16 protein-coding genes and 1 pseudogene are annotated in these 16,733 nt (G+C 67.2%); 8 read left to right on the forward strand and 9 right to left on the reverse strand.

All coding sequences use genetic code 11. The features are described 5' to 3' along the window. Window positions 1–4 precede the first annotated feature (4 nt). From BLV31_RS22805 to BLV31_RS22830, 6 genes are read left to right on the forward strand one after another with little or no spacing between them, the layout of a single operon-like run. Entirely contained in the window at window positions 5–559 is a 555-nt protein-coding gene (locus tag BLV31_RS22805) for an FAS1-like dehydratase domain-containing protein (RefSeq protein WP_064061699.1), read from the forward strand. Continuing rightward, window positions 556–963 carry a Zn-ribbon domain-containing OB-fold protein gene (locus tag BLV31_RS22810; RefSeq protein ID WP_064061698.1) on the forward strand — a complete coding sequence of 136 codons (408 nt, stop codon included), beginning with the start codon at window positions 556–558 and terminating at the stop codon, window positions 961–963. Before BLV31_RS22805 ends, BLV31_RS22810 begins: the two co-directional genes overlap by 4 nt. Next, the gene (locus tag BLV31_RS22815; protein ID WP_019290114.1) at window positions 960–1,370 is read left to right on the forward strand and encodes a hotdog family protein; all 411 of its coding nucleotides are present in this window, start codon (window positions 960–962) and stop codon (window positions 1,368–1,370) included. Before BLV31_RS22810 ends, BLV31_RS22815 begins: the two co-directional genes overlap by 4 nt. Then, window positions 1,367–2,551 carry a lipid-transfer protein gene (locus BLV31_RS22820; protein ID WP_064061697.1) on the forward strand — a complete coding sequence of 395 codons (1,185 nt, stop codon included), beginning with the start codon at window positions 1,367–1,369 and terminating at the stop codon, window positions 2,549–2,551. The genes BLV31_RS22815 and BLV31_RS22820 overlap by 4 nt, the downstream gene beginning before the upstream one ends. Window positions 2,552–2,590: 39 nt before the next feature. After that, window positions 2,591–3,823, forward strand: a complete 1,233-nt coding sequence (locus BLV31_RS22825; RefSeq protein WP_039585803.1) for an acyl-CoA dehydrogenase family protein — start codon at window positions 2,591–2,593, stop codon at window positions 3,821–3,823. A 1-nt stretch (window position 3,824) separates the two neighbouring features. After that, on the forward strand, window positions 3,825–4,955 hold the full coding sequence (locus tag BLV31_RS22830; RefSeq protein WP_064061696.1) for an acyl-CoA dehydrogenase family protein: 1,131 nt from the start codon (window positions 3,825–3,827) through the stop codon (window positions 4,953–4,955). 70 nt (window positions 4,956–5,025) lie between these two features. On the opposite strand, the gene BLV31_RS22835 is transcribed toward BLV31_RS22830, so the two are convergent. Continuing rightward, window positions 5,026–5,622 carry a TetR/AcrR family transcriptional regulator gene (locus BLV31_RS22835; RefSeq protein ID WP_255312751.1) on the reverse strand — a complete coding sequence of 199 codons (597 nt, stop codon included), beginning with the start codon at window positions 5,620–5,622 and terminating at the stop codon, window positions 5,026–5,028. Window positions 5,623–5,878: 256 nt separating this feature from the next. On the opposite strand from BLV31_RS22835, the gene BLV31_RS22845 reads away from it, so the two are divergent. Beyond that, window positions 5,879–6,397: a flavin reductase family protein gene (locus BLV31_RS22845; RefSeq protein WP_064061695.1), complete on the forward strand. Its 519-nt coding sequence runs from the start codon at window positions 5,879–5,881 to the stop codon at window positions 6,395–6,397. A gap of 53 nt (window positions 6,398–6,450) precedes the next feature. Here BLV31_RS22845 and BLV31_RS22850 read toward each other — a convergent pair. From BLV31_RS22850 to BLV31_RS22890, 8 genes and pseudogenes are all read right to left on the reverse strand, one after another. After that, a pseudogene (locus BLV31_RS22850) lies at window positions 6,451–7,137 on the reverse strand (MFS transporter); the annotation flags it as partial. Between the two features lie 114 nt (window positions 7,138–7,251). Then, the gene (locus tag BLV31_RS22855) at window positions 7,252–9,216 is read right to left on the reverse strand and encodes an ATP-binding protein (RefSeq protein WP_064061694.1); all 1,965 of its coding nucleotides are present in this window, start codon (window positions 9,214–9,216) and stop codon (window positions 7,252–7,254) included. Between the two features lie 615 nt (window positions 9,217–9,831). After that, window positions 9,832–10,083, reverse strand: a complete 252-nt coding sequence (locus BLV31_RS25970) for an FAD-binding protein (protein WP_367889063.1) — start codon at window positions 10,081–10,083, stop codon at window positions 9,832–9,834. A gap of 396 nt (window positions 10,084–10,479) precedes the next feature. Further along, window positions 10,480–10,800 carry a hypothetical protein gene (locus tag BLV31_RS22865; RefSeq protein ID WP_064061693.1) on the reverse strand — a complete coding sequence of 107 codons (321 nt, stop codon included), beginning with the start codon at window positions 10,798–10,800 and terminating at the stop codon, window positions 10,480–10,482. A 218-nt stretch (window positions 10,801–11,018) separates the two neighbouring features. After that, complete coding sequence (locus tag BLV31_RS22875; RefSeq protein ID WP_064061692.1) at window positions 11,019–11,942, reverse strand: VOC family protein; 924 nt, start codon at window positions 11,940–11,942, stop codon at window positions 11,019–11,021. Between the two features lie 34 nt (window positions 11,943–11,976). Then, entirely contained in the window at window positions 11,977–13,155 is a 1,179-nt protein-coding gene (locus BLV31_RS22880) for an acyl-CoA dehydrogenase family protein (RefSeq protein WP_064061691.1), read from the reverse strand. Between the two features lie 169 nt (window positions 13,156–13,324). Then, window positions 13,325–14,191 (reverse strand): alpha/beta fold hydrolase, encoded by an 867-nt coding sequence (locus tag BLV31_RS22885; protein ID WP_064061690.1) that lies wholly within the window; start codon window positions 14,189–14,191, stop codon window positions 13,325–13,327. 105 nt (window positions 14,192–14,296) lie between these two features. Then, entirely contained in the window at window positions 14,297–15,190 is an 894-nt protein-coding gene (locus BLV31_RS22890) for an IclR family transcriptional regulator (RefSeq protein WP_371850704.1), read from the reverse strand. Between the two features lie 274 nt (window positions 15,191–15,464). Here BLV31_RS22890 and BLV31_RS22895 point away from each other — a divergent pair, with 274 nt between their 5' ends. Continuing rightward, on the forward strand, window positions 15,465–16,610 hold the full coding sequence (locus BLV31_RS22895) for an oxidoreductase (RefSeq protein ID WP_064061689.1): 1,146 nt from the start codon (window positions 15,465–15,467) through the stop codon (window positions 16,608–16,610). Window positions 16,611–16,733: the final 123 nt, after the last annotated feature.

Raw genomic sequence — 16,733 nt, forward strand, 5'->3', positions numbered from 1 at the left:
GGCCATGCAGACCGTCGAGCAGGATTACGAGAAGTACGTCGGGCAGGTGGCCGAACCACCCCGCGTGGCCCGATACGCCGTCAACGACGCCATGATCCGAAACTGGGTCGAGGCCCACGACGACTTCAACCCGATCTACGTCGACGCCGAGGCCGCGCGCGAGACCGGACGCGACTCCGTCGTGTGCCCGCCCGCCATGATCTCCACCTGGATCATGGCCGGCTACCGCCGCTGGCGTGACGTGCAGCGCAAGCGCGCCGAGGGCGTCGTGGAGGACTTCGCATACTCCCGGATGCTTGCCGACCTCGATCGGGAGGGTTTCACCTCCGTCGTCGCGACAAACGTCGAGCAGGACTACCACCGCGAACTCGTCCCGGGCGACCACATCACCGCCCACTACACGATCGAGTCCGTATCCGAGGTCAAGCGAACGGGTCTCGGCCACGGCCGATTCTTCACGCTGTACAAGCGCTACGAGGACCAGAACGGCGAAGTCGTCGCCGAGGAACGCTTCCGGATGCTCCGGTTCAACCCGAACACCGACAAGGAGACGCGATGACCGCCGTCCCCCGGCTCACCATCACCCAGGACAACCAGTTCTGGTTCGACGCCGTCCGTGAGGGCCGACTCGAGATCCAGCAGTGCAGCGAGTGCGGCACTCTGCGCCATCCTCCGGGTCCGGCATGCCCCGCGTGCCGCTCGTTCGAATGGAAGACCGTCGAATCCTCACGGCGCGGAACGCTTCACAGCTGGACTGTCATTCACCACCCGCAGGATCCGGCCTTCGAGTACCCGCTCGCCGTCGGACTGATCGACCTCGACGAGGGGATCCGCATCGTCGCCGACATCGCGGGCGCCGACCACGACACCCTCGAGATCGGCATGGAACTCGAGGTGGGATTCTCCGAGCACGCACACGGCGAGATCCTGCCCCAGCTGCGCAAGCCCGGAGGAGACGCATGAACCTCGCCGAATGCACTGTCGGACAGGAACTTCCCCAACTCGCCCTGCCTATGGATCGCACCACCATCGTGGCTACCGCGATCGCCTCGCAGGATTTCGAGGACGTGCACCACGACCCGGACGCCGCACTCGGACGCGGCACACCGGACGTCTTCATGAGCATCAACGCCACGAACGGTTTCGTCGACCGGTACGTCACCGACTGGACCGGGCCGTCGGCGCGGGTGCGCCGCGCGTCGCTGCGTCTGGGCGTGCCCTGTTTCCCCGGCGACCCCATGCACATGAACGGTGAGGTGACCGCCGTCGACGGCGCAGCCGTCACCCTGAAGGTGCAGGGCCGCAACAGCAGAGGCGTCCACGTCACTGCCGAGGTCGTGGTGGAGCCCTACGAGAGGAAGACACGATGACCGTCAAGGGCTTCTCCGGAGCCGCCGCCATCGCCGGCATCGGAGCCACCGAGTTCTCCAAAAACTCCGGCCGTAGCGAATGGCAACTCGCGTGCGAGTCGGTCCTCGCCGCTCTCGAGGACGCACAGATCGGTGTCGAAGAGGTCGACGGCTTCGCACTGTTCACCATGGAGACCAACCCAGAGATCGCCGTCGCCCGCGCGCTGGGCATCCCGGAACTGAAGTTCTTCAGCCGGATCCCTCACGGCGGCGGCGGTGCCTGCGCGCCCGTGCAGCAGGCCGCGCTGGCCGTCTCGAGCGGTGTCGCCGACGTCGTGGTCGTCTACCGCGCCTTCAACGAGCGCTCGGGCCACCGGTTCGGTGCCGGTCCGCCGCCGTTCGCGTACAACTCGAACACCGACCAGGAATACCGGAACTGGATCAACCCCTACGGTCTGCTCACTCCTGCTCAGCAAGAGGCCTTCCTGGCGCGCACCTACATGCACAAGTACGGGGCGACCAGTGCAGACTTCGGGCAGATCTCGGTGCTCTCGCGCAAGCATGCGGCGAACAATCCCAAGGCCTGGTTCTACGAGCGCCCCATCACCATCGACGACCACCAGAACTCCCGGATGCTCGCCGACCCGCTGCGCCTGCTGGACTGCTGCCAGGAGAGCGACGGCGGCCAGGCACTGGTCATCGTGAGTGCCGAACGCGCGCGAGATCTTCCGCATCCTCCGGCGATCATCACCGCCGCGGCGCAGGGCGTCGGCCCTCAGCAGATCTCGATGAGCAGCTACTACCGCGAGGACATCGACGCGATGCCCGAGGTCGAACTCGTCGCCCGGCAGATGTGGGCACAGGCCGGCTTCGGTCCCGAAGGTATCGACGCCGCGATCCTGTACGACGCCTTCACCCCCATGGTCCTGCTCCAGCTCGAGGAGTACGGCTTCTGCGGTCGCGGTGAGGCGAAGGACTTCATCGCCGACGGCAACCTCGAGGTGGACGGGCGACTGCCGATCAACACCCACGGCGGTCAGCTCGGCGAAGGCTACATCCACGGCGTCAACGGCATCGCCGAAGGCGTCCGGCTCATCCGCGGCACCTCCGTGAACCAGCCGGCGAAGACACTCGACAACGTGCTCGTCACGGGCGGATCGCCGGTGCCGCACAGCGCGATCGTCCTCTCGGCCGACCGTTAGGCCCGCAACCCGGGCCCCGACCACCTCTCAGGAGACCACATGCATCCCGAGCTGTCCGACACGTCACGGCGGCTGCGCACCGAACTGCGGGAGTACTTCGCCCGCATCATCGACGACGACGATCGACGCGCCCTGGTCGATCAGACCGAGGGTGGACCGGTCTTCGACAAGATCTACCGGCAGATGGGCGCCGACGGCTGGCTCGGCCTGGGGTGGCCCGAGGAGTACGGCGGACGCGGGGAGGATCCCGAGGCGCTGTACGTTTTCTACGACGAGACGATCCGTGCGGGCGCACCGGTCTCGCTGGTCACTCTCAACACCGTTGCGCCGGCACTGATGAAGTACGGCACGCAGGAACAGAAGGACTTCTTCCTTCCCAAGATCCTCACGGGTGAACTGAAGTTCGCGATCGGGTACACCGAGCCCGGTGCCGGCACCGACCTCGCTGCACTTCAGACGCGGGCACGCATCGACGGTGACGAACTCGTCATCGACGGCAACAAGCTGTTCACGAGTTCGGCCATCTTCGCCGACTGGATCTGGCTCGCCGTGCGCACCGATCCGGACGCGCCTCGCCACAAGGGGATCTCGGTCGTGCTCGTGCCGACCTCGTCGCCGGGCTTCTCCGCCACCGAGATCCAGACCGTCGGCGGAATCAGCACAGCGGTCACGTACTACGAGAACATCCGCGTTCCGCTGAGCAACGTCGTCGGCGAGCTCAACGGCGGCTGGACCCTCATCACGAGCCAGCTCAACCACGAGCGTGTCGCGCTGGCCGCCCGCGGTGGCATCGCCAACGAGATGTACGACGAGGTCCTCGCCTGGGCGAAGCAGGAGCCCTTCGGCCCCGGTGTGCTGTTCGACGTCCCGTGGGTGCGTTCGACTCTCGCCGAGGTCTACGCGCTGCTGTCGGCAGCCGACCTCGTGAACCTGCGCCTGGTGTCGGACATCGCGGCCAACACCCTCGACGGTGGCGACTCCGCCGCAGCGAAGGTGTTCGGAACCGAGGGTGTCGTCGCCGCGTACGGAATGTTGCAGGAGGTGCTCGGCGCCCGCGGTCTGCTGCGTCCCGGTAGCCACGGCGCCGTGATCGAAGGCCGCGTCGAAGCGCTCGGTCGACGCGCGCAGAACAACACCTTCGGTGGTGGCAGCAACGAGGTGATGCGCGAGATCGTGGCGGCGAAGACCCTCGGAATGACCCTGGGCGCCCGTAGGCGCCCCGACGCGACGGCACAGGCTGCGGTGAAGACGCCGGCCGAGACGAGGAGCTGACATGGAATTCGAACTCGATGACGACCTGATCGCGGTCGAGGACCTCGCGTCGCAGGTCTTCGGTTCGCTGGCCAAGATCGAGCGTGTGGTCGAGGTGGAGCGCAAGGAGGGCGGTTTCGACGCCACCCTGTGGCAGGCACTCGCCGACGCCGGGATCCTCGGACTCGCTCTGCCCGAGTCCGTCGGCGGCGCCGGCATGGGCATGCTCGGGCTCACGACGATCCTGCAGCAGCAGGGCCGCCGCGTCGCACCCGTTCCCGTGTGGTCCACCGTGGCCGGTGCGGCTCTTCCGCTCGCACAGTTCGGCACGGAAACCCAGGTCGAGCGTTACGTTCCGAAGCTCATCGACGGGTCGGTCGTCCTGACCGGCGCATTCGACGACACCCCCGGCGCGAGCCCCACGGTGACAGCGATCCGCAAGGGCGACGATCTCGTCATCAGCGGTGAGATTCCGTCCGTTCCGTGGGCTCCCATCATCGCCGGCGTCGTCGTCCCGGTCCGCTGCGACGACGACTCGGTCGCCGTGGTGGTCGCCCCGGTGGACGCGACCGGCGTCGAGGCCGTCCCGGTCGCCGTGACCGGACGTGGCGCCGAAGCCGCGGTGCGCTTCACGGACGTGCACATCGGAGCCGAGGACGTCCTGCCCGGTGACGGTGAGGAGATCGCGACCTGGACCCGTCGTCGTATCCGCATCGCTCTGGCTGCCGTTCAGCTCGGGGTGTGCGAGGAGACGCTGCGGGCAACGGCGAAGTACACCTCCGAGCGCGTACAGTTCGGCCGCCCGCTGTCGACGAATCAGGCTGTCGCATTGCGCGCGGCCGATGCCTACCTCGACACCGAAGCGATCCGACTCACGGTGCGGAAGGCCGCGTGGTTGATCGACGTCGGACGCGAGGACGAAGCCGACTCCGCGGCCCTGGTCGCCAAGTGGTGGGCGTCCCGCGGCGGTGTGCGGGTGGGCTTGACCGGCCAGCACCTGCACGGCGGCATCGGCGCCGACATCGACTACCCCATCCACCGCTACTTCCTGTGGGGCCGGCAGCTTGCGTTCACCTTCGGCGGCGCCGACGCGACGGCAGCTGCCCTCGGGGACGTCCTGGACACCGCACCCCCGATCGGTGCGGCCGGATAGTCTTCTCGCACCGATGACGTGAGTCCTTCTCCGCAGACCGCGGAGGGGGACTCGCGTCGTTTCCGGTGCCCTACTCCGACAGGTGCGCGAGCAGCAGGTCGCAGCTCCTCCGCACATCGGCCTCGGTCTCCTCGAGGGTCGCTCCGCCGTTGAGATAGGTCACCAGCAGTCCGGACCACAACATCGACAGCAGCCGCACGGCGTTGCGATCCTCCTCTGTCGGCTCGTCGAGGCCTGCCCTCTCGAACAGGATTCGGTGGAACGTCCGCCTCACCTCGGTGGAGTCCGGAACCACCGAGGCCGGGGCGGTGCTGTTGGACAGCAACATCGCGGAGGCCAGGCGTGGTCGGTCGACGAACCGGCGGGTCATCTCGACGAGCGTCTCGGTGATCGCCTCGCGCGCGCTCGTCCCCGGTTTCCGTTCGGGCAACCGGTCGGCGCCGAGCTCGAGCCGGTGGAGCAGCAACGCCACGAACAGGTGCGTCTTCGACGGAAAGTATCGGTACAGGGTGCCGATCGCGACCTCGGCGTTCTTCGCCACCTCGGTCATCTGCACGCGGGCCAATTCGTGCTCGGACCCCAGCTGCGCTGCAGCCTCGAGGATCCGCACATGGCGTCGCCGTTGTTCGACCGAGGTCGGCTCGGCTCCGTCCCGCGCCTTACCTATTCTGGGCACCGGTCCCCCTTTCCACGATGACGACCCGTCGATTCTGCACCGAACCGCCCGGCAGATTGTCGCATCGCGGATCGTCCACGGTCCCGAACGGTGGGAGCACGGGCACCGGACGTCGTGCTGGGACGGCATCGGATCCGAGCGTCCACTGAGCGAGAAGCCGGTCCGTCCCGACTTTCTCGGGCCGTAACGTCGGAGTCGGAGAAGGACGGTCGGAGTCGACCTCCACGATCGAATCGGAGTGAGCCACATGCAGACCCGGATACCGGCCCGCGACACCGACCACAGGATCGAACTGCCGGGCCCCGACGAGATGCGACGTGCCATGGGACGGTTCGCGAGCGGCGTCACCGTCGTGACCGGTCTCGACGAGGACGGGCCCACCGGCTTCGCATGCCAGTCGTTCGCGTCGGTCTCGCTCGAACCGCCCCTCGTGTTGTTCTGCGCGGATCACCGCGGGCGCGCGTGGCCGCGGATCCGCCGCGTCGGCCGGTTCACCGTCAACGTGCTCGGTGCCGACCAGAGTGATCTGTGCGCGCGTTTCGGGTCGAGCCGCGGTCCGAAGTTCGACGGTCTCCACTGGGAATTGTCCCGCTGGGACACTCCGTCGCTGCCGGATGTCCTGCTGCGGGTGCACGCATCGGTGGAGGACGTGCACGTCGCGGGTGATCACGACGTCGTCATCGGCCGGGTCGCCGAACTGGAGTGCGTCGGCGACCGGAGTCCGATGGTGTTCTACCGCGGGGCGTTCGGGCTCGACGCGCGGTAACTCCGCGGATACTTCCTCCGTCCGCCGCTACCGACGGGCGGAGGAAGTCGTCGTCACACCCTCACGGAGGGCGTCGCGCCGGCGGCAACCTTCGCGAGACGGGCCCGGCGCGACTGCGGACCGGCGACGGTGAGGACAGCCGCGAGAAGCGCGACGCCTGCGCCCGTCAGCAGGACGACCCGGAAGCCGGACTCCGTGGGAATGGTATGACCGGCGAACGGCACGCTCATCTGTGCGAGGACGACACCGACGACGGCGGAAGCGGAGGACGTGCCGACCGACCGCATGAGACTGTTCACGCTTTTGGCGGATGCCGTCTCCGTGGCAGGGACCTCCCCCATGATCAGGGCGGGCATCGCACCGTATGCGAACCCGACTCCCGTTCTGCAGATCGTGGCGACGACTGCCAGGCCCAGGACCGATCCCATCAACAGCAGCCCTGCCGTGTACCCCAGAGCGATGATCAAGCAGCCCACCAGCAGCGTGGTCTTCGGGCCGTGGCCAGCCGAGAGCTTTCCTCCGATGGGAGAGACCGCCATCATCATCAGACCACCCGGTGCCATGCACAGACCCATCATGATCATGGACTGGCCGAGTCCGTGACCGGTCTCTTCCGGCAGCTGCAGGATCTGCGGAAGAATCAGCGACTGGGCGTACATCGCGAAACCCACCACGATCGAAGCACTGTTGGTGAGCAGCACGGGCCGGCGGGCGGTGACGCGCAGATCCACCAACGGATCGCGAACCCCGGCTCGAACGCTTCAACAACGACATCGAACGCTTGACGGGGCATCCGTGGCCGCGCCCCCGGGTCCGCAGTGCATCTTCCCGACGGGTCCGTCGGGGGTCACACGTCAACCACGATGCTTTCCGTGGGCAATACCACCTCCGGCGGGCGTCGTCGACGGCACCAAGGACGGAAGTTCCTCAGTCCTGAGCCGGCGGGGGCGTTCCGTCATCACGGTGGGCTGGACCGTGTGCACCTCGCTGAGGAGAGCGGCCGGGAAGTAGACCGACGCCGTGACACCGGCGTTCGTCTCGGTGTCGAAGGTCGGCCTCAGACGCACGCTCATGCCGTTGCGGGCCGCCAGACGCCCGATCACGAACAATCCCAGTTGACGCGGGGCGTCGACATCGGCATTCTCACCCGCCGCGAGACGGATATTGATCTCCTCCATGGTATCTCGGGGAATACCGATTCCGCGATCGGCGATATCGAGAAGCAGGCCACCCTCCACGGCGGAGGAGAACTCGAACCTGACGGGAGTGGTGGGCGGGGAAGCCCGCAGCGCGTTGTCGACGAGTTCGGCCACCAGATGCACCACGTCGTTCACCACCTTACCGACGAGATATCCGCGCGGGGTGTTCCCGATCTGCACCCGCTGGTAGTTCTCCACCTGGGACACCGCACCGCGGAGCACGTCGCCGAGCGGTGCGGGCCCGCTGCGAGTACGCGGGCGCGTGCCCGCGAGAACCAACAGGGATTCGCCGGTACGCCGCATGCGCGTCGCCAGATGATCGAGAGCGAACATGCTCTGCAACCGGGCGGGATCCTTCTCCTCGTATTCGAGAGATTCGATCAGCGAGAGTTGCTGTTCGACGAGGGTCTTGTTGCGGCGTGCCAGCGTCTCGAGCATCACGTTCACCTGTTTCCTCAGGTGGGCCTGCTCGCCGGCGAGACGCAGCGCCTGCGTGTTCATCGAATCCACCGCTCGGGAGAGTTCGCCGATCTCCTCGTCCGTATCGGTGCCGACGGGAGCGAGACGGACGGTGTCGATGTCGGCTCCGTCCTTGACCGCCGCGATGGCGGCGGGAAGCTCGGTGTTCGCCGCTGCGAGAGTGTTGTCTCGCAGACGTCCCAGGGGCACCGACAGGGAACGGATGACTGCTATCGCGAGGAGCAGGGCGAGTACGAGTGCTGCCGTGACGAAGAGCGCGTCGCGGGTGGCCGCGGTACGTGTCTCGTCCGCCAGTTCTTCGAGCGTCCCGATGATACGCGCGCTGGCGCTGTCGATCCCTTCCGCATAAGACCGGGACGCCGAAAGTACGGCGTTGCGAAGGTCTTCCCCGAATTGCCTGCTCGGCGTGAAGTTCTCGATCAACCTACGGCGCGCTTCGATATCGCCGAGCATCCCGTCGATCTGCCCGGTATCGAGCCCCGATCCTCGAAGGAGCCGCAGCGTCGACTCTTCGGTGTTCATGGCGCCGGTCGCCAGGATCCGGGCGGCTTCGGGGTTGGTGGCCAGCAGCCGGAAGGACTCCATCTGGTCGAGGAGGTTGAGCTGCGCGTCCCACATCAGGAGCAGGTTCGTGGCGTCGACGAGAGCGTCGTGGTTCTCGAACTGATCGAACAGATCTCGGAAGATATCCCTGCACCGCACCAGGAAGTCGGTGGTCAGGCGACCGAACTCCTCGGCTCCGAGGGAGGAGTTCATGACCGCGGCGTAGAGCTGGTCGCCCTGCGCGAGCAGCGCATCGAGTTCTACGGCGACATCGGAGCTGAGATCGCTTCCTGCGGCGAGTTCCCTCAGAGTGTCCATGGACTGCGTCACATCGTCCGCGGCCACGCTCTTGGGCGTGAATCCGAGGCTCGTGGCGGCGGTAATGCTGATCACAGCGATGGAGAAGTCGAGCAGCGCCGGCGCGACAACGGTCTGCTCGGACAATGCGGCCGACCGCTGCGCCTCGTCGAGCTGAGTCGTGACGCGCACGGCACCGAGAGCGACAGCGAGGACGAGGGGAATCGACAGCACGGCCGCGAGTCTGTATTTGAGACGCCAGCGACCGATCTGCAGCGCACCTGTTCGGCTCGGCTCCAATTCTCGGATCTCCCTTTCACAATGAAGAGAACGTGCTTTTCGGACAAAAATTACATCTTTCCGAAACGTTCTACACCAGATCCTCGTTCGGGCAAATACTTCGTCCCGGGCACGGAGACGAATTCCGTGCCGGTCGTCCTCGCCCGAGGACCGGCTCCCTACGAACCGGTCGGCCGAACCGTCGATCGCCGCAGGACGAGCACCGCCGTCGAGGGCTGGACCGCACACTTCCGCACCGGAGACGACGAGGAATCCCGGCGGCAGCCCGCCCCCGCCGGCCCCCGACAACCGTGCCCAGTCCTGTGTTCGTTCATCGATGCCCCCTGTTCGCGGCGTCGAACATACACAATGCGTGCGGAGGACGGTGAGGAGGTCCGCCCTTTTCGTCTACGGCGACAACGATCCTCGCGTGCTCGAATACCCGATCAGGCCGCGCACCCGGCACCGAGGTCCGGTCGCCGACCGCCGGCGCGAATTGCAGAGCCGGCGCACGGCAGGGGTCGCGAACCCGGCATCGCCCCGTGGCACGCTCGCACGACACGAGACGCGGAGCCCTCCTGGACCCGGATCCGGAATGCTCCGCTCATCGCATCCGAGGGGACATCCCGGTGCCACTCACTTCGCCGCCGCGCGCATTCCCGCGCGCCGGCCGAAGAAGCTACCGTCACCGAGGGAGATGCCGCTGCAGTAGCCCCACGCCGAGAGGCCGGACGTACAACGGCCCGCCGCATACAGACCGGGAATCGGATCTCCGCCCACGTGAAGAACTTCCGAGTCCACCGAGGTCTGCAGTCCCCCAGGGTGAAACCTTCGGTCATGCCACGCAGATCGATCGCGGCGATCGGCGATCGGAGGGGCCGCACCCACTCCGCCTTCTTTCCGAGGACCGGATCCGTCCCCGATTCGGCGTGCCGATTGTAGAGCTCCACCGTCGATCCGAGAGTTCCTGCGGGAAGACCTATTTCGGACTCGAGCTCCGACACCGTCTCACACCCAGGTCGGCTGGTGACGGAGTTGCGGACTCGAAGTCGGTGTGGCCATTCCTTCTTCGTAGGCCTGTTCGTCGATGACCAGGAACGCCTGATTGTCGTTCTGGTACATGGTGAACTGGCCGGTCCGCCCGGGAGGTTGAAGGCTCCGTGGATCGCGGCACGATGGTCGGGTTCGATACTCGTTGCCGGCGTGTGGAACACCCGCTGGCTGTAGGCGCCGGGGTTGAGCCGAACCTCGATGTGTTCGATATCGTCCGGCCCCCGGCCGTGTTCACGGACGAGCGCGCGCAACGCATCGATGGAGGCACCCGTGTAGCAGCAAGGCCGGGCAGTACTTCACGGCACTGTCGAGTATCCGCCAGCGGTCTCCGACGTCCTCGGTGATCGCCTCGCGCCGCACCGAACGGAATCCCTGGGCATCGAAGAATCCCGGTTCGAGGTCGAGCAGGTCCGGTTCCCCCGGATAGCCGGCCTCGGCAAGGGTCGATGCCGTCATTCCTGCCTGCACCACATGCATGTTCGGGCAGTGCTTGTAGGTGGCCGGTTCCGTGCGTTCGGTGTTGTGGGTGTTTCGGGACGTCGGGTCGGGCATGCGTAGGGACGGCCCGCGTCGAGATGCGTGAGGATCCGGCACGATCTGTAATCCACATCACTCTCCCCGAAGCCTGTGACGCACCGCCTTCCGGTCCCGCTCACCGGGAGCCGCCCTCCCGGGTGTACCGAGGCGATCGGACAGGGCCACCGACGCGACGATGCCACGGCGTCGTACGCCGTGGCATCGTCGGAAGGCATCCGGGTGGACGAACTCGATCAGCCCACCGGAGGCGAGAACGCCGCGAGCGGCTCGGAGCCCGACCAGTCGTGACCCCAGTAACTGTCCGCGGTGATTTCTTCTGCGGTGTAGAAGGTTTCGTCGACGAGCATGCCTTCGGTACCGAACTCGAGGTCCCATCCGCCGGGGGCACGCACGTAGAAGGAGACCATCTTGTCGTTGGTGTGCCGGCCCAGGGTCGACGAGATCGAGAAGCCCAACTTGTTCACCCGGTCCAGGGCCTGACCGACCGCGTCGAGCGTCTCGACCTCGAGCATCAGGTGCACGAGACCGGGTTCGGCGGTGGGGGGAGCCGGGCACAACGCGAGGCTGTGGTGGCGGCGGTTGACGCCCAGGAACCGCACGCGTCGCACGGGCGGCGGTGCCGACAGGCCACCGAGCCGCGTCGCTCCGCGCGGCAGGAACCCGAGTACCTCGGTGTAGAACTCGTAGGACTCCGCGAACGCGGCGGTGGGCAGGACGACGTGGCCGAGTCCCTCCTCACCGGTGTGGAAGACACCGGCGAACGGCGTCACGAGGGGGCTGTGGTCGAGCACCGGACCGAAGAACACCTCGGTGCGGGTGCCGCCCGGATCGTCGAATGCGATGACCTGCTCGGCGTCGCGGTAGGTCGACTCCTCCTCGGAGAGGACCTCGACGGCGATGCCGGCCTTCTCGACCGCTTCGCGCACGCTACGCAGCGCGAACTCGTCGCGCACCTCCCAGCCCACGGCGAGTGCCTTGTCGACCTCACCGGGCAGCACGATCAGGCGTGCCCGCCGCTCGTCGACACGCAGGTACAGGCCGTCGGGTTCCGGGCCGGTACCGATCGCCATGCCGAGTCCGTCGACGACGAGTTCGCGCCATCGTACGATGTCTGTGGTCTGGATCCTGAGATAACCCAGGCCCCGAATATCCGTCATATCCGAATGTTCCTTCGCCGTAATGGATGTGATGTCAGATCATCGACCGCATCATGCCCTGCGGCTCTTCGCCGAGCTGGGTGAGCGTCGCGGCGTGGAAGATCGAACCGGGGACGTGGATGGCGTGGCTCAGACCCGCGTGGGCGTCGCGCCAGAAGCGCTGCAGCGGATTGCTCAGCTGCAGCGCGCCGCCGCCGGCCCGCGAGAAGATCTCGTCGACGGCGCGCACGGCCCGCCATGCCGCGGCGACCTGGGTCCGGCGTCCGATCGCGCGTTGCTCGAAGGTGACCTCGATGCCCCGCTCGGTCAGATCCCAGAAGCGGTCGACGGTTTCGAGCAGGGCGGCGCGCGACGCGGCGATCTCCGCTGCGGCGTCACCGAGGTTCGACAGCACGTACGGGTCCTGCTTGATCGCGTTGCCGGACACCGTGACCCGCTCGCGCTGGGACTCGATGTAGCAGTTCAGCGCACCCTCGGCGATGCCGATGAGCGACGAGGTGATGCCGAGCGGGAAGATGCACGAGAAGGGGAACTTGTAGAGCGTCTCGTCGCGTCCGGCGTCCTGCCACGCCACCCCGCCCATGACGCGCTCGGCGCGCAGGGTCCGGTACTCGGGGAGGAAGGCGTTCTCGACGATGAGATCCTTCGAACCCGTGCCGCGCAGGCCGACGACGTTCCAGCTGTCGTGGTCGATCCGGTAGTCCGACCGCGGCAGCAACACGTGCAGGCTCTGTGGCGGGTTCAGGCGGTTGCCGTCCTTGTCGCCCACGGCCGCACCGATCATCACCCAGTCGCAGTGGTCGGTGCCCGACGAGAACGACCAGCGGCCGTTGAGGATGTATCCGCCGTCGACGGGGGTCGCCACACCCATCGGTGCGTACGGGGAGGCGATCCAGGTGTCGGGGTTCTCGCCCCACACCTCCTCCTGGGCCTTCGGGTCGAAGAAGGCCATCTCCCACGGGTGGACACCGACGATGCCGCTGACCCAGCCGGTCGCGCCGTCCATGGCGCCGATGGCCATGGCGGTCTCCGCGAACTCGCGCGGGTGCGCCTCGAGGCCCCCGAATTCCTTCGGTTGCAGGAGACGGATGACGCCGGCGTCGCGGAGCCTCTTCGCGCTGCGGTCGGTCAGCCGCATCAGCGTGTCGCCTTCGGCGCCGTCCGCGCGGATCTCGTCTGCGAACTCCGAAACGGAGTCGAGCACCTGTCCCATGATCTCTCCAGCTCTGTGAGGGTGACGCCCCCGATACGGCGTGGTGAGCGTCGGTTCCGTTGACGCCTACGGTCTCAGGTGGACCGCTCCCGTATCGTCGTTTTTCCACTGAGCGGGAGCGGTCGATGGGGCTGAGCGGGAGCGGGTTACGAGTCCGCGCGGACGGTGCCTAAGCGTCGTCGCGGCGAAGGAACGCGAGCACCGCCGACAGCCACGCCTCGCGCGCCTCGATCATCGTCCAGTGGCCACAGTTGGGGAAGACGTGGAGCTCGCCGCGGCGCAGTTCGCGCATGGGAAGCATCGCCATGTCGACGGGGCTGACACGGTCGTCGCGACCCCAGGTCAGCAGCACCGGTGCGGTGATCTTGTGGAGCTGCGCCCAGTACGGGGTGGCGTCGGAGGCGGCAGCGGCCTTCGCGCCCGCAGCGAAGGCCGCGGTGCTGTACATGCGTCGGGCGATCTCGAGGGTCTTCGGTTCGGTGGCCAGTGCCCACCGCTCCTCGATGAGTTTCTCGGTGACGATCGCGGGGTCGTAGACCATCGACCGCAGCCAACGGACGAGCTTGTCGCGCGTGGGGTCGTCCGTGAACTCCATGAGCAGCCGGATGCCCTCGCCCGGCGACGGCGCGAAGACCGAACGGCCGGCGCCTCCGATGGTGACGAGCTTCTTCACCCGCTCGGGCTGCGCGATCGCGAACTGCGTCCCGACGATGCCGCCCATCGAGTTCCCGATGATCGACACGCGGTCGAGGCCGAGTCCGTCGAGGAAGTCGGTCACCGCGACCGAGGCCATCGCCATCGGGTGTCCTTCGCACGGGTCGCTCACGCCGAAGCCGGGGAACTCCAGGACGAGGCACCGGTAGTGCTCGGCGAGATCGGCGAGCACACCGCGGTAGTTCCGCCAGCCGGTGACGCCCGGTCCGGAGCCGTGGAGCAGCAGGAGTGGTTCACCCTGACCGGCTTCGTGGTAGCGGAGGGTGCCGCGGTCGGTCGCGAGTTCTCTCGCCGTGTTCTCGAAAGTCGATTCCGTCGTCATGACGAGAAGGTTTCCAGTGATCCACCTCACGCGGCTCGAACGTTCCCGATCACCGGGATGTTCCGCCCGCCGCGGGGCGGTGCGTGATGTTGCCGGCTCCGGCCGTCAGATCCAGCCGTTCGACTGCGTGGCGAGCATTCGCTCCATGACCTGCGGCGACCACGACGCTCCGGACGTGCGTGCGGCGCGATTGCGTCGAGGGGTGTCGAGTTCGGGATAGAGCGCGCGCGAGATCGTGCGGACCGCATCGGCGACCAGCGGCGCGATGCGTTCGAGGTGGCCGGGGCGGGTGGGACCGCACAGGGAGATCGCGGCGACCGGCGATGCAGGGCTGCGGATCGCGGCGCCCGCACAGGACATACCGGCGGTGGCCTCTCCGGTCTCGAAGGCCAGACCGTGGCGACGGCGGATGCGGTTGAGTTCGAGGTGCAGGGTCGACAGATCGGTGATGGTCCGCTCGGTGCGACGCGGCAGTTGCGGGCCGGGGTAGAGGGCATCGACCCGCTCCGGCTCTAGTCCGGCGAGCAGCGCCTTGCCGCCGGCGGTGGCGTAGGCGGGGACACGTCCGCCGACCCGCGACGGCAGTGCCGCGGCGAGCTGGCCGCCGATCTTGTCGAGGTAGACGCAGTCGGGCCCGTCGAGCACGGACAGGTGCGCGACCATCCCGGTGGTCATGTGCAGTTCGTGGAGGAGCGGTGCCGCGGCCTCACGGACGCGGATGTGCCCACTGTCGCCCTCTCCCATGGACTTCGCACGACGGCCGAGGCAATACCCGAACGACGCGTGGTCGATCCAGTCGAGTCGCACCATCTGGTCGAGGATGCGGTGGACCGTCGAGCGCGGAAGCCGGGTGCGGCACGCGACTTCTTCCAGGGTGAGCCGCGACGAGAGATCGTCGAAGGCATCGAGGATGAGGGTCATTCGCTCGACCATCGATGCAGGCAGTTCGCGCTTCGGTGCCTGGGAGACCTGCGTACGTTGCGCCTCGGACATCGTCACCCTTTCTCCGGAATCCGATCACCCACGAAAGCAAGAATTGAAATTGATTCTTGTGAGTGATGCCCAGAGTACAAGGCGAGTGACCTGTCGCACAATTCCCGATCAGCGGACTCGATGCTCCCGCGATCTACGTCCCTCCCCTCGCGCTTCCGCCGGCACGTCTCACTGAGCAGGAGGTCCCTGTCCCGCGGACCGGGCGGTGGGTACAACCTCGGATGTGGGCCGAACCCGCCTGCACCCGTCGCCCGCACGAGCCGAAAGAGTCGAGACCACGATGCCGGATACCGAGTCCCCCCTCTTCCGTCCCCTGACGGTCCGTTCCCTCGAGCTCCGCAACCGCATCGTGATGTCGCCGATGACCCGCTCGCACTCGCCGGGTGGCGTGCCCGGCCCGGATGTCGTGGAGTACTATCGGCGACGCGCCGCGGGCGGCACTGCCCTGATCCTCACCGAGGGCGTCGCGATCGATCACCCGACAGCAGTCGACAATCCCCGCGTGCCACACATGCACGGCGAAGAAGCCCTCGACGGCTGGCGTCGCGTCGTCGACGCGGTTCACGCCGAGGGTGGACGCATCGTCCCCCAGCTCTGGCACGTCGGCCCCCTCTGGGGCGCGATGGCCGCAGATGTCGACCCCGACCTCGTCCCCATGCGGCCGTCGGGAGTCTGGGGCGAGCTCGGCGTGACGTCCTACGGCGAGGACTACATCTCCCGGGCCTCAGCGCCCACGCGGGCCATGACCGTGGAGGACATCGAGCAGGTCGTCGCGGCCTATACCGACGCGGCGGCCGCCGCTGCCCGAGTCGGATTCGACGGCATCGCACTGCACGGTGGGCACGGCTATCTGCTCGACGCGTTCCTCTGGGAGGGAACGAATCTCCGCGACGACGAATGGGGCGGCGACCTCGAGCGCCGCACCCGTTTCCCCGCCGCGGTGGTCGCCGCCATCCGCGCGCGCATCGGCGACGACCTGCCGATCTTCTACCGGTTCTCGCAGCACAAGCAACAGAACTACGAAGCCCGGATCGCCCACACCCCGGACGAACTGAAAGCCGTCCTCACCCCATTGAAGGAAGCCGGCATCGACGTCTTCGACGCGAGCATCCGCCGCTTCGACATGCCGGCCTTCGAAGGCAGCGACCTGACACTCGCAGGCTGGGCCAAGAAGGTCACCGACGCACATTCGATGGCCGTAGGCAGCGTCGGAATCGCAACGACGTTGCGGGAGAGCCGCCTCCAGGGCAGCGCACCTGTGCGCAACAACGTTCCCGAACTCGAACGACGCCTGGGCGACGACGAGTTCGATCTGATCGCCATCGGTCGGCTCCATCTCGCCGACCCGTCGCTCGCGACAACCCTTCGCAACGGCGCGGAACTGCCCGAGTTCGACCGCGCAGTACACGAGGCCGCGCTCATCTGACGCACCAAAATCGTTCTCGCTCAGCGAGATAGAACAGCGTGCCAGCCCTCACCTGCGATACCAAGTGATCCGAGCCACTCCCATTCGTGGGGCAGGAAACACGGCCCGCGATCGGGCCGCCGA

Source organism: Rhodococcus pyridinivorans, from assembly GCF_900105195.1.
Taxonomy (GTDB): Bacteria; Actinomycetota; Actinomycetes; order Mycobacteriales; family Mycobacteriaceae; genus Rhodococcus; species Rhodococcus pyridinivorans.

Excerpts from the sequence above, each read along its gene's own strand:
- BLV31_RS22805 (WP_064061699.1), top strand. The coding sequence starts at position 5 with ATGCAGACCGTCGAGCAGGATTACGAGAAGTACGTCGGGCAGGTGGCC.
- BLV31_RS22810 (WP_064061698.1), top strand. The coding sequence starts at position 556 with ATGACCGCCGTCCCCCGGCTCACCATCACCCAGGACAACCAGTTCTGG.
- BLV31_RS22815 (WP_019290114.1), top strand. The coding sequence starts at position 960 with ATGAACCTCGCCGAATGCACTGTCGGACAGGAACTTCCCCAACTCGCC.
- BLV31_RS22820 (WP_064061697.1), top strand. The coding sequence starts at position 1,367 with ATGACCGTCAAGGGCTTCTCCGGAGCCGCCGCCATCGCCGGCATCGGA.
- BLV31_RS22825 (WP_039585803.1), top strand. The coding sequence starts at position 2,591 with ATGCATCCCGAGCTGTCCGACACGTCACGGCGGCTGCGCACCGAACTG.
- BLV31_RS22830 (WP_064061696.1), top strand. The coding sequence starts at position 3,825 with ATGGAATTCGAACTCGATGACGACCTGATCGCGGTCGAGGACCTCGCG.
- BLV31_RS22845 (WP_064061695.1), top strand. The coding sequence starts at position 5,879 with ATGCAGACCCGGATACCGGCCCGCGACACCGACCACAGGATCGAACTG.
- BLV31_RS22865 (WP_064061693.1), bottom strand. The coding sequence starts at position 10,800 with ATGCCCGACCCGACGTCCCGAAACACCCACAACACCGAACGCACGGAA.
- BLV31_RS22875 (WP_064061692.1), bottom strand. The coding sequence starts at position 11,942 with ATGACGGATATTCGGGGCCTGGGTTATCTCAGGATCCAGACCACAGAC.
- BLV31_RS22880 (WP_064061691.1), bottom strand. The coding sequence starts at position 13,155 with ATGGGACAGGTGCTCGACTCCGTTTCGGAGTTCGCAGACGAGATCCGC.
- BLV31_RS22885 (WP_064061690.1), bottom strand. The coding sequence starts at position 14,191 with ATGACGACGGAATCGACTTTCGAGAACACGGCGAGAGAACTCGCGACC.
- BLV31_RS22895 (WP_064061689.1), top strand. The coding sequence starts at position 15,465 with ATGCCGGATACCGAGTCCCCCCTCTTCCGTCCCCTGACGGTCCGTTCC.